This is a genomic window from Bradyrhizobium sp. WSM471 (assembly GCF_000244915.1).
GTDB lineage: Bacteria > Pseudomonadota > Alphaproteobacteria > Rhizobiales > Xanthobacteraceae > Bradyrhizobium.
The window spans coordinates 6,134,555-6,155,207 of record NZ_CM001442.1 but is presented as its reverse complement, the minus strand read 5'-3'; the positions used below and the strand labels follow the sequence as shown (position 1 = coordinate 6,155,207).

At 64.7% G+C, this 20,653-nt stretch carries 23 protein-coding genes; 7 read left to right on the top strand and 16 right to left on the bottom strand.

Going from position 1 to position 20,653, the window contains the following annotated elements; translation table 11 throughout:
* Positions 1-852, bottom strand: coding sequence for an alpha/beta fold hydrolase (locus BRA471DRAFT_RS28010; RefSeq protein WP_007613492.1), 852 nt, complete (start codon positions 850-852; stop codon positions 1-3).
* Positions 853-979: 127 nt separating this feature from the next.
* Between BRA471DRAFT_RS28010 and BRA471DRAFT_RS28005 the strand changes: the two genes are divergently transcribed.
* The gene (locus BRA471DRAFT_RS28005; protein ID WP_007613491.1) at positions 980-1,597 is read left to right on the top strand and encodes an ABATE domain-containing protein; all 618 of its coding nucleotides are present in this window, start codon (positions 980-982) and stop codon (positions 1,595-1,597) included.
* Positions 1,598-1,725: 128 nt separating this feature from the next.
* Positions 1,726-2,661 carry a LysM peptidoglycan-binding domain-containing protein gene (locus BRA471DRAFT_RS28000; RefSeq protein ID WP_007613489.1) on the top strand — a complete coding sequence of 312 codons (936 nt, stop codon included), beginning with the start codon at positions 1,726-1,728 and terminating at the stop codon, positions 2,659-2,661.
* A gap of 341 nt (positions 2,662-3,002) precedes the next feature.
* Here the strand turns inward: BRA471DRAFT_RS28000 and BRA471DRAFT_RS27995 are convergent, their stop codons facing one another.
* The 4 genes from BRA471DRAFT_RS27995 to BRA471DRAFT_RS27980 form a co-directional block, all read right to left on the bottom strand.
* A complete protein-coding gene (locus BRA471DRAFT_RS27995; RefSeq protein ID WP_007613483.1) occupies positions 3,003-3,242 on the bottom strand; it encodes a hypothetical protein in 240 nt (79 codons plus the stop codon).
* A 26-nt stretch (positions 3,243-3,268) separates the two neighbouring features.
* Positions 3,269-3,586, bottom strand: a complete 318-nt coding sequence (locus BRA471DRAFT_RS27990) for a hypothetical protein (RefSeq protein ID WP_007613481.1) — start codon at positions 3,584-3,586, stop codon at positions 3,269-3,271.
* 117 nt (positions 3,587-3,703) lie between these two features.
* Positions 3,704-4,159, bottom strand: a complete 456-nt coding sequence (locus tag BRA471DRAFT_RS27985; RefSeq protein WP_007613480.1) for an Hsp20 family protein — start codon at positions 4,157-4,159, stop codon at positions 3,704-3,706.
* Between the two features lie 235 nt (positions 4,160-4,394).
* A complete protein-coding gene (locus tag BRA471DRAFT_RS27980) occupies positions 4,395-5,468 on the bottom strand; it encodes a tartrate dehydrogenase (protein WP_007613479.1) in 1,074 nt (357 codons plus the stop codon).
* Positions 5,469-5,602: 134 nt separating this feature from the next.
* Here BRA471DRAFT_RS27980 and BRA471DRAFT_RS27975 point away from each other — a divergent pair, with 134 nt between their 5' ends.
* Together BRA471DRAFT_RS27975 and BRA471DRAFT_RS27970 are read left to right on the top strand one after the other, a co-directional pair.
* Entirely contained in the window at positions 5,603-6,520 is a 918-nt protein-coding gene (locus BRA471DRAFT_RS27975; RefSeq protein ID WP_007613478.1) for a LysR substrate-binding domain-containing protein, read from the top strand.
* 37 nt (positions 6,521-6,557) lie between these two features.
* A complete protein-coding gene (locus BRA471DRAFT_RS27970; protein WP_007613470.1) occupies positions 6,558-7,382 on the top strand; it encodes an aspartate dehydrogenase in 825 nt (274 codons plus the stop codon).
* Positions 7,383-7,605: 223 nt separating this feature from the next.
* On the opposite strand, the gene BRA471DRAFT_RS27965 is transcribed toward BRA471DRAFT_RS27970, so the two are convergent.
* The 9 genes from BRA471DRAFT_RS27965 to BRA471DRAFT_RS27925 form a co-directional block, all read right to left on the bottom strand.
* On the bottom strand, positions 7,606-8,910 hold the full coding sequence (locus tag BRA471DRAFT_RS27965) for a sorbosone dehydrogenase family protein (RefSeq protein ID WP_007613468.1): 1,305 nt from the start codon (positions 8,908-8,910) through the stop codon (positions 7,606-7,608).
* Positions 8,911-9,052: 142 nt separating this feature from the next.
* Complete coding sequence (locus BRA471DRAFT_RS27960; RefSeq protein WP_007613466.1) at positions 9,053-9,262, bottom strand: hypothetical protein; 210 nt, start codon at positions 9,260-9,262, stop codon at positions 9,053-9,055.
* 332 nt (positions 9,263-9,594) lie between these two features.
* Positions 9,595-10,221, bottom strand: a complete 627-nt coding sequence (locus tag BRA471DRAFT_RS27955) for an isoprenylcysteine carboxylmethyltransferase family protein (protein ID WP_007613464.1) — start codon at positions 10,219-10,221, stop codon at positions 9,595-9,597.
* A 30-nt stretch (positions 10,222-10,251) separates the two neighbouring features.
* Entirely contained in the window at positions 10,252-11,283 is a 1,032-nt protein-coding gene (locus tag BRA471DRAFT_RS27950; RefSeq protein WP_007613462.1) for an NAD-dependent epimerase/dehydratase family protein, read from the bottom strand.
* 29 nt (positions 11,284-11,312) lie between these two features.
* Positions 11,313-11,849, bottom strand: coding sequence for a DUF962 domain-containing protein (locus BRA471DRAFT_RS27945; RefSeq protein ID WP_007613460.1), 537 nt, complete (start codon positions 11,847-11,849; stop codon positions 11,313-11,315).
* Between the two features lie 154 nt (positions 11,850-12,003).
* Positions 12,004-12,675: an OmpA family protein gene (locus BRA471DRAFT_RS39150; protein WP_007613458.1), complete on the bottom strand. Its 672-nt coding sequence runs from the start codon at positions 12,673-12,675 to the stop codon at positions 12,004-12,006.
* Positions 12,675-13,091 carry a hypothetical protein gene (locus tag BRA471DRAFT_RS39145; protein WP_035974344.1) on the bottom strand — a complete coding sequence of 139 codons (417 nt, stop codon included), beginning with the start codon at positions 13,089-13,091 and terminating at the stop codon, positions 12,675-12,677. Before BRA471DRAFT_RS39145 ends, BRA471DRAFT_RS39150 begins: the two co-directional genes overlap by 1 nt.
* Before the next feature lie 88 nt (positions 13,092-13,179).
* Complete coding sequence (locus BRA471DRAFT_RS27930) at positions 13,180-13,470, bottom strand: type II toxin-antitoxin system HicB family antitoxin (RefSeq protein ID WP_007613451.1); 291 nt, start codon at positions 13,468-13,470, stop codon at positions 13,180-13,182.
* Positions 13,471-13,477: 7 nt separating this feature from the next.
* Positions 13,478-16,063, bottom strand: coding sequence for an ATP-dependent helicase (locus BRA471DRAFT_RS27925; protein WP_007613449.1), 2,586 nt, complete (start codon positions 16,061-16,063; stop codon positions 13,478-13,480).
* A 241-nt stretch (positions 16,064-16,304) separates the two neighbouring features.
* On the opposite strand from BRA471DRAFT_RS27925, the gene BRA471DRAFT_RS37180 reads away from it, so the two are divergent.
* A complete protein-coding gene (locus tag BRA471DRAFT_RS37180) occupies positions 16,305-16,478 on the top strand; it encodes a DUF1328 domain-containing protein (protein WP_007613448.1) in 174 nt (57 codons plus the stop codon).
* Between the two features lie 123 nt (positions 16,479-16,601).
* Here the strand turns inward: BRA471DRAFT_RS37180 and BRA471DRAFT_RS27915 are convergent, their stop codons facing one another.
* On the bottom strand, positions 16,602-17,108 hold the full coding sequence (locus tag BRA471DRAFT_RS27915; protein WP_007613447.1) for a thioesterase family protein: 507 nt from the start codon (positions 17,106-17,108) through the stop codon (positions 16,602-16,604).
* Between the two features lie 87 nt (positions 17,109-17,195).
* Between BRA471DRAFT_RS27915 and BRA471DRAFT_RS27910 the strand changes: the two genes are divergently transcribed.
* The gene (locus BRA471DRAFT_RS27910) at positions 17,196-18,620 is read left to right on the top strand and encodes an FAD-binding oxidoreductase (protein WP_007613446.1); all 1,425 of its coding nucleotides are present in this window, start codon (positions 17,196-17,198) and stop codon (positions 18,618-18,620) included.
* A 50-nt stretch (positions 18,621-18,670) separates the two neighbouring features.
* On the top strand, positions 18,671-19,033 hold the full coding sequence (locus tag BRA471DRAFT_RS27905) for a hypothetical protein (protein ID WP_007613445.1): 363 nt from the start codon (positions 18,671-18,673) through the stop codon (positions 19,031-19,033).
* A 262-nt stretch (positions 19,034-19,295) separates the two neighbouring features.
* Here the strand turns inward: BRA471DRAFT_RS27905 and BRA471DRAFT_RS27900 are convergent, their stop codons facing one another.
* Entirely contained in the window at positions 19,296-20,633 is a 1,338-nt protein-coding gene (locus BRA471DRAFT_RS27900; RefSeq protein ID WP_007610752.1) for an IS1182-like element ISBrsp10 family transposase, read from the bottom strand.
* Positions 20,634-20,653 lie beyond the last annotated feature (20 nt).

Below are 20,653 nucleotides of genomic sequence, written 5' to 3'. Positions count from 1 at the left end.
TTACGTCAGGAAGGTACGAATGCTGTCCGCGATCTCCTTCGCGTGCGTCTCCAGCGCAAAATGACCGGTGTCAAAGAACTGCACCACGGCGCTCGGATTGTCGCGTTTGAACGCTTCGGCGCCGGGCGGAATGAAGAACGGATCGTTCTTGCCCCAGACCGCGAGGAACGGCGGCTTGTGCTTGCGGAAATAGTCCTGAAAGGCGGGATAGAGCGCGACGTTGCTCTTGTAGTCGCCCATGAGATCGAGCTGCACGTCATCCGCGCCCGGGCGCGCAAGGTAGAAATTGTCGAGATTCTGTCCGTCCGGTGACACGGTCGTCGGATCGGGGACGCCATGCGTGTACTGCCAGCGCGTCGCTTCCGGTGTGAGGAAGGCGCGCAGCGCATTGCGATTCGCGGGCGACGGATCCTGCCAATAGGCCTTGATCGGTGTCCAGCCGTCGCTGAGGCCATCCTCATAGGCGTTGCCGTTCTGCGAGATGATCGCCGTGATCCGCTCGGGGTGACTGAGCGCAAGCCGGAACCCAGTCGGCGCGCCGTAGTCGAAGACGTAGACCGCGAACCGGTCGAAGCCGATCACTTCGGCGAAGCGTTCGATCACGCGTGCGACATTGTCGAACGTGTAGCGGAAGCCTTCGCGCGAAGGCATGTCGGATTGGCCAAAGCCGGGAAGGTCGGGCGCGACGATATGAAACCTGTCGGCAAGCAGCGGGATGAGGTCGCGAAACATGTGGCCTGCGCTGGGGAAGCCATGCAGCAGCAGGAGTTTTGGCGCTCCGACAAGACCGGCCTCGCGATAGGCCACTTTGAAACCGTCGACATCCGCGCTGCGGTACGTGATTGAGGCCATGACATTCTCCATTTGAAGTAACCGTATAAGAGCTGGTTAAGAGGTTACTATCAGGCGTCGTAACTTGTCAATGCCGTTTTAACTGGTTATCTATGCCCATGTTCTCCCGACCGGCCAAGGACCGCTCATGGACCGCCCGCCTGCCATGTTCATCGCCGACTCGCTCGGCCTCGACTTCCTCAACTCGGTGGCGACGCCGGTCGATACGCCCGTGGACTGGATCGACGATGGCGAGGGCCTGATCGACTGGCTGGCGCAGGCGAAGCTGGTGCCGGCGGATGATCTGCACGCGCTGACGGCCCGCGCCACGCCGGACGAGTTGGACAAGGTCGCGGATCAAGCGCGCGCCTTGCGCGAATGGTTCAGGGGATTCGTGCGTAAGCATGCGGGCCGGCCGCTGACGACGGATGCATTGCGCGAGCTCGGTCCATTGAACAGCCTGCTGGAGCGCGACGAAGCGTTCAGCCGGATCGAGCCCGGGCATGACGATGGCGACGCTCTCGCATTGCGAATGAAGCGGCGCTGGCGATCACCGGAAGCGCTATTGCTGCCGGTTGGCGAAGCCATGGCGAAGTTCGTCTGCGAGGAGGACTTTTCCAACGTCAAGGCGTGCGAGGGTCACAACTGCACCATGCTGTTCGCCGACCACACGCGCAGGCGCGCGCGGCGATGGTGCATCATGGCTGTCTGCGGCAACCGCGCGAAACAGGCCGCCCACCGCAGCAGGCTCAAGAGCATCCAGTGATTGGGCATCGAGATGCTCAAATCAGCGGCGATCGAGCCCTGGTTCCGTGCCCCAAATTCCACCCAATCGGCCGTCACTAAGCGCCTTTGGGGGAGGCTGCAGCCTCCCGGAGTGGGACTGCTGGACTGATGATCGATTTGAGGCGACTCCTCGCGCTGGCAGCCGTTGCGCTGCTCGCCTTGAACACCGGGACGGCCGTTGCCTCACCTGCCAAGACGAAGCCCGCCGCGGCCGCACCCGCCGCGCCACCGCCCCCCCCACCGTTCGAGCCATTGCCGCCGCCGAAAATCTACCTGTTCCGTGGCGCCATGGGGCCGTTCTTCTCCACCGGCATGGACCGGCTCGAAGAGAAGCTAACGCAGGCCGGCTTTTCGGCCAACGTCTATGAATTCACCATCTGCCGATGGATCGGCGAACGTGCCATCTCCAGCTACAAGGAAACGCCGGCGCCGATCGTGCTGATCGGGCATTCGATGGGCGGCCTTTGCTCGATCGTCATCTCGGAGATGGCGGCCAAGGAGAACGTCCCGATCAGCCTCGTCATCACCATCGATCCCGCGCATGCGACCGGCGACGTGCCGCTCAATGTCGAGCGCTTCATCAACATCTACCTCTCCGACAGCGTGCTTGGCGGCGGCAACGTGGTCGCGGTGCCGGGCTATCGCGGTCACTATGCGAGCTATGACCTGAAGGAGAACGCGCGGGTCAGCCACATCAACATCGAGAAGTCCGACGACATCCACCGTCAGATCGTCGATATGGTCACGCAGTTGCCGCGCATTCCGCCCCAGACGCAGGTGGATGCCGTGCCGCTGCGCTATCTCGTGCCGGCGAATACGCTCGTCGAATTGTGGGACAGTGGCGTGCGGCTACCGGTGCGCCGGGGCGACACCATGGAGAGCATCGCGGCAGCCAATCGCGTGCCGTTGTGGTCGCTCGCGCAGAGCAACTCGTTGCCGGAGAACGCAACACTTACCCCCGGCCAGTCCATCATCGTCCCGCGCCACCTGACGCCGCCGGACCCGACAGCTGCCATGGCGACCCCACCGCCCGGACGGCGGTAAGCGTCAGCAATGGAGGTGGCCGGGATGGGCTTGGCTGATGCCAGGCACCATCCCACGCGGCCCCTGTCATTCACGCATCTTGTGCCGCGGCAGCGATCTTGATGCGGGTGTCGCCAGGGAGGAGCGCGCCGTGGCGGAAGCCCGGCCCGCCGGGCGATAGGGCGCGGCGAGAAGCATCAGAAACAATGCCCTTTCAGCCGCATATTTGGCGGCGGGTCGGCCGTTTTCGAAGCCGTGCATGACCAGGCGTCCTTCCGTCGTGCAGACACGCCACCGCCATGTCCTTCGACCGCATTTCTTCAGGAACACTTCGAATGTCGGGAGGTGTTCGGGCATGTCGATTACCCGTGGCTGCTTGCCGTCAGGCGCGTCGTTGCGTTCCCAATCGCCCGGTTCGGAGCCTGAAAGGTGAGCGGAAAAGCAGAGACGGCGAGCTTCTCGATCGCCGAACGTTCCTCGGACACACGTCTCTCGATGAACCGCCGTTCGAACTCGGTCAGCTCGGTCTTGAGCAACCGCTGATAGCGGCTGATGTTGCTGCGGTGGCCGCGCAACAAGGCCAGCTCTTCATCAAGCATCATCGCAACCCCGTTGAACTGTCGTGGCCTTAGGCTGCGAGGCCGGTTCGTTCGACGGATCGCGTGCGGACCGGCTTGCCACCCGGAGGTCCCTTCGGATGGTGGTCGAGGCTCGCGAGCGCTTCCAGAATTTCGTCGATGGTGACGGCTTTGTTCGAGCCGGGCAGCTCCCGCAATGTCGGATTTGAGGCGACGCTGGCTGCGTCCGAAGCCCAGGACGCGAGGATCGCACGCTTCTCGCCGATCGACAGAGTTGGATCGGCTATGACGTCGCGGGGATGATCATAGACAGAGCCAGGGTGCAATATCGCATTCAGATCGATGATGTTGTCGACATGATCGAGCATGAGAGGTCCTCCTCCTTTCTCTAAACCTCTGACTTGCATTCGGGTACGCGATCGAAGGCCATGGTCGATCCCGCCCGACGTTCGGACGGGATCACGCAGGTCTCCGACAGACCGAATTCAGGCGGCTTTGCCCTCGAGTTGATGCACGTTGCCGGACGGCGCGGCATTGATGGCAATTCGCCGCGGCTTCATGGCTTCAGGGATTTCCCGGACCAGTTCGATCTTGAGCAGGCCGTTCTCGAACGAGGCGCTGTGCACCTGAACATAATCGGCCAGGTTAAACTGCCGCTTGAACGGCCGCGCGGAAATGCCCCGGTAGAGATATTCGCGTTCGGTTCTGTCCGGCTTGTTTCCCTCGACGGTCACCGCGTTCTGCTCGGCCGTCACCGTGACCTCGTTGGGTGCAAAGCCCGCAATCGCAAGCGAAATCTGGTAACGATCCTCGCCGACGCGCTCGATGTTGTAGGGAGGATAGTTGTCCTCGCCGGCACGCTGTGCCGTTTCAACGAGGTCGAAAAGGCGGTCGAAGCCGACGGTCGAACGCCACAAGGGAGAGAAGTCGTAAGTGCGCATAGCCAGATCCTCCAAGGAGCAAAATGGATACGAACGACACCGGACACGACCGGTGCCCGTCTCAGCTTCCCGACCCTACAGGCGTCGGGAACGCCACCTCTCGGCGGCAGCGGAAAAATAAAAAAAGCCCGTTTTGGTTTCAAGAGGGGGGTCCAAAATTTTTTGGAAATCCCCGGCGCCTCCCGCCCCAACCCTCTCCCCGGTAGAACGGGGGAGGCAGGAGACGCACCTCGGACTACACGTTCGATCCGTGGATCGCCTCGATCACGGCATCCGTCACGTCCTTCGTCGTCGCCTTGCCGCCGACGTCAGGCGTGAGCACGCCGGCTGCACATACTTTCTCCACCGCCGCCATCAGCCGCGCCGCCGCGTCCTTCTCGCCCAGATGCTCCAGCATCTGTGCGCCGGTCCAGAACGTCGCGACCGGGTTGGCGATGCCCTTGCCGGTGATGTCGAAGGCCGAGCCGTGGATCGGCTCGAACATCGAGGGGAAGCGGCGCTGCGGATCGATGTTGCCGGTCGGCGCCACACCGAGGCTGCCCGCCAGCGCGCCCGCGAGGTCGGAGAGGATGTCGGCGTGCAAATTGGTCGCGACGATGGTATCGAGGCTCTTTGGATGCAGCGTCATGCGCACCGTCATGGCGTCAACCAGCATCTTGTCCCAGGTCACATCAGGGAATTCTCCCGCGACCTCGGCGGCGATCTCGTCCCACATCACCATGCCATGACGCTGGGCGTTCGACTTGGTCACCACGGTCAGGAACTTGCGCGGACGCGATCGCGCGAGCTCGAACGCATAGCGCATGATCCGCGTCACGCCGACGCGGGTGAACACCGCGACCTCGGTGCCGACCTCTTCCGGGAGACCCCTGTGGGCGCGACCGCCCATGCCGGCATATTCGCCCTCCGAATTCTCGCGCACGATCACCCAGTCGAGGTCGCCGACGCCGACATTGCGCAGCGGCGAGGCGACGCCCGGCAAGATCTTGGTCGGCCGCACATTGGCATATTGGTCAAAGCCCTGGCAGATCGGCAGGCGCAGGCCCCACAGCGTGATGTGATCGGGCACGTCGGGCGCACCGACCGCGCCGAAATAGATCGCGTCGAACTTCTTGAGCTCCGCGAGGCCGTCGGCCGGCATCATCACGCCGTGCTTCTTGTAATAGTCCGAACCCCAGTCGAACGTCTTGATGTTGAAAGCGAGGTCGCCGCTGCGTTTTGCCAGCGCCTCCAGCACGCGGACTCCGGCGGAGATGACCTCGGGGCCGATGCCGTCGGCGGGGATCGCTGCAATCGAATGGGTACGCATGAGGATGCTCCGTCCAGATGTCGGTGGGATTGCGTGACGTCAAGGAACCTAGGCAGGGAGGGGCAGGAACTCAATCGGCACTGGTTTATACAAAAAAATGATATAATCCCGTCACAGGATCAGAGGACCGGTGGATGGAATTGCATCAGTTGCGATGCTTCGTGGCGGCGGCCGAGCAGTTGCATTTCGGCCGCGCGGCGCAGCATCTCCAGATGCTGCCCTCCGCACTCGGCCGCCAGATCAAGCTGCTGGAGCAGGATCTGGGTACGCGGCTGTTCGCGCGGACGACGCGTGCGGTTTCGCTGACGGAAGATGGCGCGACGCTGCTGCGCGATGCCCGTGCCATCCTCGCCCGCGTCGAGGCGGTCGAGAGCAATCTGCGCAATCGCGCGCGCCCGGGCGCTGCTCGAAAACTCCGGGTCGGCGCCGTCGACAGTGCTGCGGCCGGACTGTTGCCGGCGTTGCTGCGCGATTTTCGCGCAAAGCATCCTGATATCGCGGTGCAGCTTCTGGAGGAGAAGACCGTCCGGCTCTTGCCGAAGATTTTGACCGGCGCACTCGATCTTGCCTTCGTGCGTCCGCCGGCTCAGCGGGACAAGCGGCTTGAATTCCGCGATCTGCTGCAGGAGACAGCCATCGTGGCCTTCCCGCAGCGCCACGCGCTGGCCAAACGCAAGTCGATCACGCTGGCGGAGATCGCCGAGGAGGCGATGCTGGTGCCGGATCGTCGCTCGCGGCCGCACAGCCACGACCTCACGATAAGACTGTTCGAGCAGGCAGGCCTCACGCCGCGTATTGTGCAGGTCGCCGACGAGAAGCAGACGATCATCAATCTCGTCGCAACCAGGCTCGGGGTCGCGATCGTGCCGCGCTGGACCACGCGGATGGCGGTATCAGGCGTGCGCTTCGTACCGCTGCGGCCAAAGCAGATCGGGCCCGTCGGCCGGCTGCCGCTCGCTGCCGCATGGCTGCGCGGCTCGCGTGATCCGGCCCGCGACGCAATGCTGTCCGTGCTCGAGACGCGTCTGCGCAGCTATGCGCGCGACGCCTGAGGCGCTATGACATCGGCTGGGCGAGAGGGGTGATGCGATGATTGAACCGAGAGCTTCGAATGAATTGCGGGTTGCCATCGCGGGGCTCGGCTCGATCGGCACCAAGATCGCGACCGCGCTCGATCAGGGCATCGAGGGACTGACGCTCTCCGCCGTGGCGGTGCGCGATCCCGCAAAGCATCAGAAATTGCTCGGCAGCCTGCGTCGTCCGCCATCCGTATTGCCGCTCGACCAGCTCGGCGACGCCGCCGACATCGTCGTCGAATGCGCGCCGAGCAGCCAACTGCGTGCGATCGTCGAGCCCGCTGTGAAACGCGGCAAGGCCGCGGTCGTCGTCAGCGTCGGTGGGCTGCTCGATAATTTCGATCTTGTCGATCTCGCCCGCGCCAATGGCGGCCGCATCATGGTGCCGACCGGCGCGCTGATCGGGCTCGACGCCGTCAACGCGGCTGCGATCGGCACCATCCATTCGGTGAAGATGGTGACACGCAAGCCGATCGACGGCTTGAAGGGCGCGCCGTTCATCGTCCAGAACAACATCGATATCGACAAGCTGGGCGAGCCGCTGAAGCTGTTCGAGGGCACGGCGCGCGAGGCCGCAAAAGGCTTTCCGGCCAATCTCAACGTTGCGGTCGCGCTGTCGCTCGCGGGCGTCGGGCCGGATCGCACCCAGGTGCAAATCTGGGCCGATCCGACCGTGACGCGCAATGTTCACCGCATCGAGGTCGAGGCGGATTCGGCGCGCTTCTCGATGTCAATCGAGAACATCCCCTCCGAAAATCCCAAGACCGGGTTGATCACGGCGCTGTCGGTGATCGCGCTGCTCCGCAAGCAGCGCGCCACGCTCTGCGTCGGGACGTAAGTTTCAGACCGTGACGAGTTGAGGTCGAGTCAGGTTCGACCAACAGCATCGCTCTCTCCGTTCCCTCCCCCCTTGTGGGGGAGGGGCAGGGAGGGGGGTGCCACACGGGGATTCTTTCGTCGCACACCGACCAGTGCATCGGCAGGAACGAGCACCTCTTCCTGGGCTACCCCTCTCCCTAGCCCTCCCCCACAAGGGGGGAGGGAACGCACCTCCGTCGCGGTTACGCGCCCGTCACACGCCAAATCACGTTGCCGACGTCATCGGCCATCAGCAGCGATTTCTTGTCGGGACCGATCACGACGCCGACCGGGCGGCCGTAGGATTCCTTCTCATCCGGGGCCAGGAAGCCGGACAGGATGTCGCGTGCGGCACCCGAAGGCTTGCCGTTCTCGAACGGGATGAACACCAGTTTGTAGCCGGACAGCGTGCTGCGATTCCACGAGCCGTGCTGGCCGATCGCCATGCCGTCCGGGAAGCCGGGCAGCGTGCCCGCCGGCATCCAGCACAGGCCGAGCGAGGCGGTGTGGCCGCCGAGTGCGTAGTCGGGCGTGAGCGCCTTGGCGACCATCGCCGGATCCTGCGGCACGCGGTCGTCCACCGTCTTGCCCCAGTAGCAATAGGGCCAGCCGTAGAAGCCGCCGTCGCGTACCGAGGTCAGATAGTCCGGCGGCGTTTCGTCGCCGAGGCCGTCGCGCTCGTTGACGACGGTCCAGAGCACACCGGTCGTCGGCTCCCAGGCGAGACCAACCGGGTTGCGCAGGCCGGCGCCGAAGATGCGGTGCGTGCCGGCGACAAGGTCGAGCTCATAGACCGCGGCGCGGCCTTCCTCGACCTCCATACCCATCTCGGCGATGTTGCTGAGCGAGCCGACGCCGGCATAGAGCTTCTTGCCGTCGGGACTTGCGAGCAGGCTGCGGGTCCAGTGGCCGCTCGGCTTGAAAGTGGTAAGGCGCTTGCCCGGCGCGGTGATGCGATCGGCATTCGCCACGTACGGGAAGGCCATCACGCCGTCGGTGTTGCCGACATAGAAGGTGTCGCCGACCAGCGCCATACCGAACGGCTGGCTGAGATTTTCCATGAACGCGCCGCGATACTCCGCGACGCCGTCGCCGTCTTTGTCGCGCAGCAGCGTGATGCGGTTGGCGCTGACGCCGAGCGCGGCGGCGCGCCGCATCGTCGCCTGCATCGCGTAGTGAAATACGGACCGCGGCGCCCCCGCGATCTGCGTCGCCTCCGCGATCAGCACGTCGCCATTGGGCAGCACCTCGATCCAGCGCGGATGGTCGAGGCCGGTCGCGAAGGCGTTGACCTTGAGCCCGGGGGCGACCGTCGGCTTCTGTCCTTCGCTCCAGCCCCGCGCCGTCGGCATCTTCAGTGTCGGGATGGCGCCTTGCGGCTTGGCTTCGGGAATGGCGGGCGACTGACCCCAGGCCGGCGCAGGCACGGTGCCCGACAGCTTCCGCCATTGCAGCGCGATGCCACCGAGAAGCGCAACGAACTGCGCAAAGATGCTGGAAAAAGTCATGAGAGGCCCCTGTTTGCGCGCGCATCCAACGGGCTGGCGGGGCAGACGTCAACCTGTGCGACGGGCCGCGGGGCTCTATTCCCGTGGAATGGCAGCCGTTCGAATTTGCATGGGACCAATCCCGACAGGCTGGGTCCGGAGATCAGCGGCCGATCTGCCGCTCCGCCCGGCGTGCCGCGCGAAAATCATCCAGATGATGGATGTTCGGCGCGAGCGCGGCCTCCCTGGACAGCAGATGATAGACACGCGCCACCGTGCGCTGCTTCTGCTTCGGCCGCCCGGGCGGCAGCGCCCGGGCCTTGCGGACGGCGGCGATCGCGTGCTCGCGAAAATAATCGTAGGCGTCGGACATGGCTCGATGCTCTGCGGTGTGTGGCAGGTATCGAGGGGCTAACGGGCTGGAGCAAGGGCGGTTCCTCGGCCGGAATGTTCCGAGGGCGCTAATCCATCGCCGTCATCCTGAGGTGCGAGCCATGGGGCGCGAAGCGACGCATGGGGAGCCTCGAAGGATGAGCGGCCCGGCTGCATCCCGGCCGTGCATCCTTCGAGGCTCGGCTCGCGATGCATTCGCATCGCAAACCTCGCACCTCCAGCGACAATGGCTTCGCCATTGCGCGGGGATGACGGAATTAGCAGCGGCATCGTTGCTGGCGATGTAGAGGCAAGAGCGAAGCGCTTACGCTCTCACCGTGGCGACAGGAACGGGATGATCATCGGCACGCGGCGGCAGTAGGCGCCGTAGGCGTCTTCGCCGAGCTCCTTGGACAGGAACACCTCTTCCATCCGGCCCTTCTGCCACATGCCGAGCGAGATCAGGATCGCGCCGAGGATCGCGGTGACCGTGCCGACCGCGATGCCGGTCACCAGCATGCCGAGGATCAGGCCGGTGTAGATGGGATGGCGAACGATGCCGTACGGGCCGGTGTCGATGACGCGATGGTCTTGCTTGTGGGTGATGGTGTTGGACCAGAATTGTCCGAGATGCAGCCGTCCCCACCAGGTGAAGGAGATGCCGGCCAGCACGATCAGCGCCACGACGTAGACGGCTGTATTGCTGAACACCCAGAGCGGCTTTTCGCCGAGCACTTCCGCGGTCCAGGGCGTGAACAGGATGCCGCCGACCAGGATCGGGATGCGATAGCGGCCGGACTCCAGCGTCATCACCTGCTTCTGGGTGCGGCCCTGCCAGAACGAGGCGCCGACCCAGCTTGCGAGCCAGGCGAGCCAGATCAGGGCGAGCAGTTGCGTCGGCCAGGTCGTGGTCCAACCACCCCAGGCGACAGAGAGAAGCTTGCTGAAATCGAAGGACATGCGGAAAGGTTCTTTGGGTTGGGCGGCAGCTCAGCTGGCGCGCGAGGAGAGCGCGTGATGCTCGATGGCGCCGGAGGCAAGCGCGGTGCCGCGGGCGAGAAGATGGCTGATGGTCTCGCGCAGGACCGGCTCGATCGGGCGCGGTGCGTAGCCGAGTTCGGTGCGCGCCTTGCCGATCGAGAGGTCGCTCGCGGCGAGCGCGATGCGCACGCCCTCGGCGGTGCCGTTGGGCGGCCTGCGCGTGATGCGGTCGGAGAGATATTCGAGCATGATGCCCGACAGCTCGGCCATCTTGCCGGGAACGACGACCGGGAATTGCCGGCGGCCGCTCATCGCGGACATCATCCGCAGAATCTGGCCGAGCCTGACGCAGTCGCCGCCGAGGATGTAGCGCTGGCCGTTACGCCCGCGTTCCATGGTCAGCACGAGGCCCATGGCAACGTCGCGGACGTCGACGAGATTGACCGGGAAGTCGAGATGCGGCTGCACTTTCTTCTGCAGGAAGTACCACAGCATCGCGGTCGGCGGCGTCAGATTATGGTCGGCGGCACCGATCGGCATGGTCGGGGTGCCGATCACCAGCGGGAAGCCCGCGGCTGCGGCCTTCGCGGCGCAATGCTCGGCCAGCGATTTCGACCGCGTATAGGCGCCCGGCATCGCATCGGCCGGCTGCAGCGCTTCTTCGGCGGGAACGCCGTTGAGGTCGGAATAGGGGAACAGGATCGATTCCGTCGAGCAGTGCAGGAAGCGCGAGACGCCGCGCTTCATCGCGGCCGCGAGCACGATCTCGGTGCCGCGGCAATTGACGTCGTGAAAGGCCTGCTTGTCGGCGACCCACATGCCGGGCAGGCCGGCGAGGTGATAGACTTGATCGACGCCCGCAATCGCGGCATCGACCGCGGCGCCGTCCAGCACCGAGCCTTGGGCATATTCAACGTCGGCATACGGCGTGGCCGGCGCACGGACGTCGAGAACTCGCACCCGCTGCCCACGGGCGCGGAGCGCTTCGACGAGATGATGTCCGATGAAGCCGCTGCCACCGGTAACCAGTACGAGAGCCATGCAGAAGGTTTGCTGTTTCGCGTCTAGAACTATCGGGTTGAAAGGGAATTGGTCGGAAGAGGCGCCAGAATCGCGGCAAGGTCGCGACGGAAGCCCAATGCAATGAATAATTTTGCCATGACAAACATCGGTCCAAGCAGAAAATGGGTGGGGTGGTCGACCATCGACGGCTGCCGCTCCTCGAAAACCTTGTGGCCGACGATCTGCGCGGTGACGCCAAGTCCGATCAGCACCGCAAAAATCGACCACATCATGACGATCGAGACCTGATTGCCGATCGCGGTTGCGACCGAAAGCAGCACGATCATCGCGGCGAGGATGGCGAGTCCGATCCCGGCGTCCAGCATCAGCCAGTAGACCAGCACCGGCAGGGCAAGAATCACGGCGAGGCTCACCTCGATCCCGAACAGCGGGAAATGCACCAGCGTCAGCGGCAGCACGGCGCCGGTGAAGAGCAGGAGGATGCCGACCACGTGCATCGCGCAGTTCCAGGGATCGCGATGATATTCGACGTAGTCGGCCAGCTGGCGTTGAAAATAACTGGCCATCTCGGTCTCGTGCAGCATGGGGTCGGGAAGGACGAAAAAAGCCTATAGCACCTGATAGGGCGGTGCACAAACCGGCGCGATTGTCGCGCGAAACCGCGCTGTCGCGCTGTGAGACAGGTCACAAAACGATCGGGACTTCAAAGGGTTCCGTCAGGCGCCGCGGCGCGTGTGCTCAGCGCTTCTTGGCGGGCTTTTTCGCCGCAGGCGCAGGTGTCGCAGCCGGATGCGCAGGCGCTTCCTCCGGTACCTTGGCGTAGGTTGCGATTTGCAGCTGGCCGTTGACGGCCGACGTCGGCCTAGCCCGGTCGAGAAACTGCTCCTCGCCGAGGCCGATCGGATGCAGCCGCTTGGTCGAGATCTTGAACGTGTTCACCAGCACGTCGCGAATCGCGTCCGCCCGGCGCTGGCTCAGGATCGCGTTGGCCTCGCGCGTCTTCGCGTTGGATTCGACATGGCCGACGATCAGGAACGTGTAGGGCAGCAGCGAGGCATGGACCAGCGCATCGGCGAGGCGCCCGACGGTCTGGTAGGACGCCGGCTGGATGATCGGCGTGTCGGCGTCGAACTGGATCTGCGCGGTGAAGGTCGGCAGATTGACCAGATCAGGCGCGATCAGCGGCCGGTTCACCGGACCCGGATCGTTCTTGATCCTGGCCTTGGCCCGCTCCATCACCTGCAGCTTCAGCGCGGGGATATCGATCTCGGCGGATTGTTCGAAATGGTTGAGCTTGCCGACGATGTCGTCGCGGGTCGGCGGCGCCGTCTGCGCTTCGGCTGTGCCCGCGAGCAAAGCGAGGCCGAGCGCGATGCATAGTCCGGCGGTGGAAAGCCTGTTCGCTGGCATCACCGATACCCCGCGTCGTCGACGGCCTTCAGGCAGTTGTTGCTGATGCCCTTGGGCGTCGAGACCAGGCAGGGGACCGCCTTGCTGGTCTCCTTGGTCGAGCCGCCGCAGACCTTGACGATCTCGCGCTGGCAGGCGTTCGCCACCGTGACGCGGGCGGCGACGCGCTTCTGGATCGCGTCGAACGCGCCGAGATAGTCGCTCTGGCACTGCTGGGAGAGCACGTCGCGGTTGCGCGACAGGCACTCCTTCAGGCGGGTCGAATCCGGGTTGACGCCGCGGCAATTGGCGACGATTTCCGCACCGCAGCTTTTCGCCAGCATCCCGATCGAATCGCCAAAGCTCATGGTCTCCGCCGCTGCAAGCGACGGCATACCCAATGCCAGTACGATCAGTGTGATGGAGCCCCGGACCATGGCCGCATCTGATACGGGGAAGTTCGCGGTGGTCAAGGGCTGTTCGGACCTGAACTGTCGAGAGTCCGACCAGTGCGGCGAACAGTCCTCACCCCGTGGCCTCGGTGAGGGGCGGCCATTCGATCAGGGCGACCGTGTGCTTCCCGAGGTCGTCGGCCACATCCGGGTCGGCCTTGAGCTCGTCCAATGTCCGCGGCGGGGGAAGCTGGCGGCCGTCCGCGATCAGTTCCTGTGCATAGAAGGCGAGTGCCTCGGGCGCATTCTCCAGGGCCTCGTCGACGTCGTCGCCGCCGGAAATGCAGCCGGGCAGGTCGGGAAACCACACGCCAACGGCTTCGTCGGGGCTGGCGTCCTCGATGATGGCAATGTAGTGCGGCATGCCCGCCTCACGCCCGCTGCACAAAACTGTCCACGACCTTCTTTTCCCCCGCCTTGTCGAAGGCGATGGTGAGCTTGTTGCCGTCGATCCTGGTGACGCGGCCATAGCCGAATTTCTGGTGGAAGACGCGGTCGGCGAGGGAGAATTCCGAGGTCGTGCCGGTGGATTTGGCCACCAGCTCGCCCTCGATCGTCAGGGGCCCGCGGCGGCGCGAGGAGAAGCTGCCGAAATCGGGCGAGGACGACTGGGACGAAAACGACGAGGCCTGTTCCTCGAAGCTGCCGCGGCCGCCATTGCCGCCCCCGCCGCCGCCACGATTGCGATTGGCCTGGGCGCGCTGCCAGCCCGGGGTCGAATAGGTGGAGCCGAACGCTTCCATGTCGTCGAAGCGGGAGGCGCCGTAGCCGCCCGTGCCGCCCCAGGCCGAGCCGCCCTTGGATTCCGTGATCTCGACATTGGCCGCCGGCAGCTCGTCCAGAAAGCGCGAGGGAATCGTGGTCGACCAGGTGCCATGGATCCGGCGGTTGGTCGCAAAATAGATCTTGGCGCGGCGGCGGGCGCGGGTCAGGCCGACATGGCCGAGCCGGCGCTCTTCCTCGAGGCCGGCGCGGCCCTGTTCGTCCAGCGTGCGCTGACTCGGAAACAGGCCTTCCTCCCAGCCGGGCAGGAACACGTTGTCGAATTCCAAGCCCTTGGCCGAATGCAGCGTCATCAGCGACACGGCGTCCTCGTCGGCGCCGCTGTCGCGGTCCATCACCAGCGAGATGTGCTCGAGGAAGCCTTGCAGGTTCTCGAACTCCTCCATCGAGCGCACCAGCTCCTTGAGGTTTTCCAGCCGGCCCGCCGCGTCCGCCGAACGGTCCTTCTGCCACATCTCGGTGTAGCCGCTCTCGTCGAGCACGATCTGGGCGAGATCGGTGTGCGACGTGACCTCGCGCTGGGCCCGCCAGCGGTCGAACTGGGCGACGACGTCGCGCAAGGAGCCGCGCGCCTTCGGCTTCAGCTCGTCGGTCTCGACCACCGCGCGCGCCGCCTCGAACAGCGGAATGCGGCGCTTGCGGGCGTGATCGTGCAGCATCTGCACGGTGGCATCGCCAAGTCCGCGCTTGGGCGTGTTGACGATGCGCTCGAAGGCGAGATCGTCGGCCGGTGAATTGATGACGCGCAGATAAGCCAGCGCATCGCGGATCTCGGCGCGCTCGTAGAAGCGCGGGCCGCCGATGACGCGATAGGGCAGGCCGAGCGTGACGAAGCGGTCCTCGAACTCGCGCATCTGGTAGGAGGCACGCACCAGGATCGCGATCTCGTTGAGCTTGTCGCCCTGGCGCTGGATCTGCTCGATCTCCTCGCCGATGCCGCGGGCTTCCTCTTCCGAATCCCACGAGCCTGTCACCGTGACCTTCTCGCCGTCATGGTCCTCGGTGCGCAGCGTCTTTCCCAGCCGGCCCTCGTTGTGGGCGATCAGGTGCGAGGCGGCGGCGAGGATGTGGCCGGTCGAGCGGTAGTTGCGCTCGAGGCGGATGACCTTGGCTCCGGGGAAATCATGGTCGAAGCGCAGGATGTTGTCGACCTCCGCGCCGCGCCAGCCATAGATCGACTGGTCATCGTCGCCGACGCAGCAGATGTTTTTGGTGGGGCCTACAGGCACAGCCGTCATTCCGGGATGCGCCGAAGGCGCAGACCCGGAATCTCGAGCTGAGGACTCATCTCCGGATTCCGGGTTCGGCTCTTCGAGCCGCCCCGGAATGACAGTGGGTGAGGTTGGCTTCGACGGCGCCTGCGACAACAACCGCAGCCACAGATACTGCGCGACGTTGGTGTCTTGATACTCGTCCACCAGGATGAATTTGAAACGCTGCTGGTACTGCCGCAGGATATCCGGGTGCTCACGGAAGATGCGGATGTCCTCGAGCAGCAGATCGCCGAAATCGGCGGCGTTGAGGATCTTCAGCCGCTCCTGGTAGCTCGCATAGAGCTTGCCGCCCTTGCCGTTGGCGAACACGGCGGCTTCGCCCGACGGCACCTGCGACGGCGTCAGGCCGCGGTTCTTCCAGCCGTCGATCAGGCCGGCCAGCATGCGCGCGGGCCAGCGCTTGTCGTCGATGTTGTCGGCTTGCAGCAGCTGCTTCAACAGCCTCACCTGATCGTCGACATCGAGCACGGTGAAGTTCGACTTGAGCTGCGCCAGCTCGGCGTGGGTCCGCAGGATGCGGCCGCCGATGGAGTGGAAGGTGCCGAGCCACGGCATGCCTTCGACGGCATGGCCAAGCATCTGGCCGAGCCTGTGCTTCATCTCGCGCGCGGCCTTGTTGGTGAAGGTCACCGACAGGATTTCGGAGGGGCGGGCGCGGCCCTGGCTCAGGATATGGGCGATACGGGTGGTCAGCACGCGGGTCTTGCCGGTGCCGGCGCCGGCCAGCACCAGAACCGGGCCGTCCAGCGTCTCCACCGCCTCGCGCTGTTCCGGATTGAGCCCGGACAGGTATTGCGGACCCACGGAGGCGCGCGCGCGCGCGGCGATGCCGCCGGCTGCGGGCTGGTGATCGGGGACGCCCTGGGACGTGATTTTGCTCGGCTCGGTCATGCGAATCATTTGCCCCACGTTGGCACCGCGGGGTGGTGAAAGGGGAGCCTTCTTAACAGGGATTGGTCCCTATATGGGGCCGCGGGCAGGGGTTTTCCACGTGCGCGGAAAGCCAATTTGTTCCCGTCGCTCAGGCGAATTTCCGGCTCCAGCGACCCGGAACCAATGTTCCGCATCGGCGATTGGTTCTGCAAGTGAGGCGCGTCAGCCGCGCCGATCGCAGACAGACATCGAAACAGAGGTTCGGATCATGCTTAGCTGGGTAGTGACGTTTCTGGTTATCGCCCTGATCGCCGGTATCCTTGGCTTTGGCGGCCTCGCCGGCGCGTCGATCGAAATCGCCAAGATCATCTTCTTCATCGCGGTCGTGTTGTTCCTGGTCTCGGCCGTTGTTGGTTTGGCCCGCGGCCGCACAAGGGTCTAGCAATGTGATCCTCATGGTGAGGAGCGCCGAACGCGCGTCTCGAACCATGAAGGCCCGGCTGTGGCCTTGCATCCTTCGAGACGCCCGCTTTGCGGGCTCTTCAGGATGAGGAGTTGGAAGCCGTTACCGCTTCGAGGGCATCGCCACGTTGCGGCCGATGCCCTCGGGCCGCGGCACGGCACTGTGGGCCTTGATCACTGCCGCAATGCGCTCACGAATGTCTGGTGGAAAGGCCGCCACCTTTCGTGAGCCCATGTCGATGTGCAGCGACATGTTTTCGGAGGTCGCCGACAACCAGCCTTCGGTCGCGTGTCGCAACTCCTGGAAGGTGTGCAGCCGCTTGTCGTCGGCTTCGAGCAGCCAGACCGACACCTGCACGGGATCGCCGAGGTGGATTTCGCGCAAATACCGCACGTGGCATTCGGCGGTGAAGGTCGAGCCGCCCCGCTCCTTCATGTAGCCCGGGCCGATCCCGAGCGTCAGCCACATCTGGTCGATCGCGCGGTCGAACATCACGTTGTAATAGGCCATGTTGAGATGGCCGTTGTAGTCGATCCATTGCGGCTCGATCTGCATGATCGAGGCGCGGAACGGTGCGCCCTCGATCGTCGTGGCAGCAGTCTCCGGCATGTGTCCTTCCCCAGCTATGCGTCCGGTCGCTTGACTTGACCGGTGAGATGTCCTTTGCCACGGTTCGTCTCGTCGGGAGGAACGTCCGTGGGTACGACCATCACCAATAATCCGCCGCGGCCGGCGCCGAAAGCCCTCGCGAGCACGCTGCAGCAGCTTGCCGCGCGGTTCGGCAATCGCCTCATCACCTCGCAGGCCGTCCGCGAGCAGCACGGCCATACCACCACATGGATCGTGAACCAGCCGCCGGACGGCGTGGTGATGGCGCAGGAGACCGCCGACATCCAGGACGTGGTGCGGATCTGCGCAAAAAACGGCGTGCCCGTCATCGCCTTCGGCACCGGCACCTCGCTCGAGGGCCAGGTCAACGCACCCGCCGGCGGCATCTGCATCGATCTGCGTGACATGAACAAGGTGCTCGCGGTGCATGCCGAGGACCTCGACTGCGTGATCCAGCCCGGGGTCACCCGCAAGGCGCTCAACGAGCACCTGCGCGACCAGGGCCTGTTCTTCCCGATCGACCCCGGCGCGGATGCCTCCCTCGGCGGCATGGCCTCGACCCGTGCCTCCGGTACCAACGCGGTGCGCTACGGCACCATGCGCGACAGTGTGCTGGCGCTGAAAGTGGTCCGCGGCGACGGCGAGATCATCACGACCGGCACGCGTGCGAAGAAATCATCCGCCGGCTACGACCTGACGCATCTGTTCGTCGGCGCCGAGGGCACGCTCGGCATCATCTCGGAACTGACCATCCGCCTGCGCGGCATCCCCGATACGATCGCGGCCGGAGCGGTGTCGTTCGAGACCGTGCACGGGGCGTGTCAGGCCGTGATCCTGGCGATCCAGACCGGCATTCCCGTGGCGCGCATCGAGCTGCTCAACGCCGCGCAGGTGCGGGCCTGCAACGCTTATTCGAAGCTGACCCTGCCGGAAACGCCATTGCTGCTGATGGAATTCCACGGCAGCGAGATCGAGGTCGCCGAACAGTCCAAGGCCTTCGGCGAGATCGCAAAGGACTGTGGCGGCGGCGATTTCTCCTGGACCACCAAGCCGGAGGATCGCACAAAATTGTGGCAGGCGCGGCACGACGCCTATTGGTCGGTGAAGGCGCTGCGGCCCGGCGACAGCATCGGCGTGGTGGCGACCGACGTCTGCGTGCCGATCTCGCGCCTTGCCGAATGCGTCGGCGAGACCGAGGAAGATCTCAAGCGTCTCAACCTGTTGTCGCCGATCGTCGGCCATGTCGGTGACGGCAATTTCCACTGTTCGCTGGTCTGCGACACCAACGATGCCGACGAAATGGCGCGCGGCGAAGAGTTCATGCATCGGCTGGTCGAGCGCGCGCAGGCCATGGACGGCACCTGCACCGGCGAGCACGGCATCGGCCAGGGCAAGCAGAAATACCTCAAGGCGGAGCTCGGCCCCGAGGCGATCGACGCGATGCGGGCGCTGAAAAAGGCGCTCGATCCGCAAAACATCTTCAATCCCGGCAAGATCGTGCCGGAGGCGTAGCGCGCGGCGCGGCCGCCGTTTATGCTCGCTCCCTCACCACGGAGCAGGCAATGCAGTGGTTCGCCCGCAAGACGCGCCGGGACATCTGGGACGAAGCGATCGAACGGCCGCTCGGCGACATCGAGGCCGCCGAGCGCATCCGTGCGATCTGTGACGCCGCGGCGGCGAGCGCGGCAAGCAGTGCGCGCAACGACAAGCGCGACAGCGAGCGCTACGAGCGCGCGGCGAAGGTCGCGATGGAAATCGCGATGAAGATCGCGGACGGACTGATGCGCGACGACGCAGTCCGTCGCATCGTCGATCTCTGCATGACAGCAAACGACCTCAAGACGGCGCAGATCCTGTTTCGCGCGATCCACGCCAGCTGGATCCGCGAGACCGTGCAGCGGGATCACCCGGCATTGGCGCAGTGAAGGCGGCTTTCCCGATCTCCACTGCATCCAGACCCTCATGGTGAGGAGCGCGTCTTCGCGCGTCTCGAACCATGCAGGCCTGGATATCGCCCGCGGCCATCCTTCGAGATGCCCGCCTTTGCGGGCTCCTCAGAGCTTGAGAATGTTTCGCTCCCGCCGAGAGAGCTTTGCATTGCCTGGAGAGCAGTGACCCCAAGGTTTTCAGCTGAACCGGCCCGCTGATGGGGGCTTTGTTGGCGCCTATTGGTGCGGGCTCGCCTATTTATGCCGCTTGCGCCTTGGCGTGTAAGGCGAAGAAGCGCATCATGTTGTGAGCGACCGCGAACCACAACAGGTGGATGCGGGCCTTGATCTTGCCGCGCAGGGATAACTGGCGCAGGCCCATGCGTCGGGCATGGGCGTTGATGCATTCGTGTTCGCAACGCAGCCGGTAGAACGCCTTGCCATCGTCGCTCTTCATGCGTTCACGCCAGTCCGCGACGCCAACACCGTCACCTTTCTTAGGGGCATAAGGGTCGGTGCCGTGTTTTGTCTGCGCTGGCGGACACCACACTTTTATACCGTTGGCATGGGCCCACTCAATGGCTTCGTTTTTGGTGAAGCCGCCATCGACCAGATAGTTGGAGGGTTGGTAGCCTTCGGCATGCACCATCTCGATCCCCGGCTGGGCCAAGCCCCGATCCGAGCCGCTGGTATCGATATCGACCGCAACGATCACCTGGTGTTCCGGAGCCGATACGATCTGTGTGTTGTAGGCCGGGCGCCATCCGCCATCGGCCATCTTCATCACCCGTGCGTCGGCATCGGTGGTGGAAGCGCGCGGCGACTTCTGCTTGGCCACCTCTTTCTTGTTGGTTTTCTCTCGCCGCTCCCGCTCGGCTTCCAGCTCCTTCATGCGTTCCTGCGCCGCCGCGATCCGCTCCGCACGCTCGCGGGCGCCACGCTCCTTTGCCGCACGCCGACGCCGATCATCGGCCGCAGGATCGGTCTCGACTTCAAAGCGCAGGCGCTCCACCCGCGTCTGCGCTGCCGTCTTCAACTCATCAAGCCGTGGCCGCCGGCGGAACGAGCCCGCTCCGGCCGCCGCGCGCACCCGCAAACCATCCTGCGCCAAGGTGTCGAGCGACACCAATCCAGCGTCCACCATCGACGCGACGCCCTGTGTCAGCAGCCGTTCCAGAACCGCCATATGGGCGATCCGGAAGTTCGACAGGCTGTGATAGTTCATCGACACTCCGCCGCACAACCAACGATAGATCAGATGATCCCGGCACAGCCGGTCCAGTTGGCGAGCGCTGCCCACTCCATCGATCGTGGCCCAGAGCCAAAGCGCCAGCATCAGCTTCGGCGAGGCCGGCGGATGTCCGGGCTCGCCCTCCCGCGCCTTGATGACGTCGTACAGCGCCGACAGATCCAGCCCCTCGACAAACGACCAAACCGCGCGGACCGGATGATCATCCCCTACCAGATCGTCCAATGCCGCGACCTGCATGCTCATCTGGCTGCGTTCCGGTTCTCGCAACCGCACCGCGCCGCGTCCCTTGGGTAGTGGCTTATCCTGCTCGGGCAAGTCTTCGAACAATTGATCGTCAGCCATCATCTGCCCCTGCTTCGCCCCGT

What these genes read in the sequence shown, in the direction of transcription:
- BRA471DRAFT_RS28010 (WP_007613492.1), bottom strand. Translation starts at nt 852, where the DNA reads ATGGCCTCAATCACGTACCGCAGCGCGGATGTCGACGGTTTCAAAGTG.
- BRA471DRAFT_RS28005 (WP_007613491.1), top strand. Translation starts at nt 980, where the DNA reads ATGGACCGCCCGCCTGCCATGTTCATCGCCGACTCGCTCGGCCTCGAC.
- BRA471DRAFT_RS28000 (WP_007613489.1), top strand. Translation starts at nt 1,726, where the DNA reads ATGATCGATTTGAGGCGACTCCTCGCGCTGGCAGCCGTTGCGCTGCTC.
- BRA471DRAFT_RS27995 (WP_007613483.1), bottom strand. Translation starts at nt 3,242, where the DNA reads ATGATGCTTGATGAAGAGCTGGCCTTGTTGCGCGGCCACCGCAGCAAC.
- BRA471DRAFT_RS27990 (WP_007613481.1), bottom strand. Translation starts at nt 3,586, where the DNA reads ATGCTCGATCATGTCGACAACATCATCGATCTGAATGCGATATTGCAC.
- BRA471DRAFT_RS27985 (WP_007613480.1), bottom strand. Translation starts at nt 4,159, where the DNA reads ATGCGCACTTACGACTTCTCTCCCTTGTGGCGTTCGACCGTCGGCTTC.
- BRA471DRAFT_RS27980 (WP_007613479.1), bottom strand. Translation starts at nt 5,468, where the DNA reads ATGCGTACCCATTCGATTGCAGCGATCCCCGCCGACGGCATCGGCCCC.
- BRA471DRAFT_RS27975 (WP_007613478.1), top strand. Translation starts at nt 5,603, where the DNA reads ATGGAATTGCATCAGTTGCGATGCTTCGTGGCGGCGGCCGAGCAGTTG.
- BRA471DRAFT_RS27970 (WP_007613470.1), top strand. Translation starts at nt 6,558, where the DNA reads ATGATTGAACCGAGAGCTTCGAATGAATTGCGGGTTGCCATCGCGGGG.
- BRA471DRAFT_RS27965 (WP_007613468.1), bottom strand. Translation starts at nt 8,910, where the DNA reads ATGACTTTTTCCAGCATCTTTGCGCAGTTCGTTGCGCTTCTCGGTGGC.
- BRA471DRAFT_RS27960 (WP_007613466.1), bottom strand. Translation starts at nt 9,262, where the DNA reads ATGTCCGACGCCTACGATTATTTTCGCGAGCACGCGATCGCCGCCGTC.
- BRA471DRAFT_RS27955 (WP_007613464.1), bottom strand. Translation starts at nt 10,221, where the DNA reads ATGTCCTTCGATTTCAGCAAGCTTCTCTCTGTCGCCTGGGGTGGTTGG.
- BRA471DRAFT_RS27950 (WP_007613462.1), bottom strand. Translation starts at nt 11,283, where the DNA reads ATGGCTCTCGTACTGGTTACCGGTGGCAGCGGCTTCATCGGACATCAT.
- BRA471DRAFT_RS27945 (WP_007613460.1), bottom strand. Translation starts at nt 11,849, where the DNA reads ATGCTGCACGAGACCGAGATGGCCAGTTATTTTCAACGCCAGCTGGCC.
- BRA471DRAFT_RS39150 (WP_007613458.1), bottom strand. Translation starts at nt 12,675, where the DNA reads ATGCCAGCGAACAGGCTTTCCACCGCCGGACTATGCATCGCGCTCGGC.
- BRA471DRAFT_RS39145 (WP_035974344.1), bottom strand. Translation starts at nt 13,091, where the DNA reads ATGGTCCGGGGCTCCATCACACTGATCGTACTGGCATTGGGTATGCCG.
- BRA471DRAFT_RS27930 (WP_007613451.1), bottom strand. Translation starts at nt 13,470, where the DNA reads ATGCCGCACTACATTGCCATCATCGAGGACGCCAGCCCCGACGAAGCC.
- BRA471DRAFT_RS27925 (WP_007613449.1), bottom strand. Translation starts at nt 16,063, where the DNA reads ATGATTCGCATGACCGAGCCGAGCAAAATCACGTCCCAGGGCGTCCCC.
- BRA471DRAFT_RS37180 (WP_007613448.1), top strand. Translation starts at nt 16,305, where the DNA reads ATGCTTAGCTGGGTAGTGACGTTTCTGGTTATCGCCCTGATCGCCGGT.
- BRA471DRAFT_RS27915 (WP_007613447.1), bottom strand. Translation starts at nt 17,108, where the DNA reads ATGCCGGAGACTGCTGCCACGACGATCGAGGGCGCACCGTTCCGCGCC.
- BRA471DRAFT_RS27905 (WP_007613445.1), top strand. Translation starts at nt 18,671, where the DNA reads ATGCAGTGGTTCGCCCGCAAGACGCGCCGGGACATCTGGGACGAAGCG.
- BRA471DRAFT_RS27900 (WP_007610752.1), bottom strand. Translation starts at nt 20,633, where the DNA reads ATGATGGCTGACGATCAATTGTTCGAAGACTTGCCCGAGCAGGATAAG.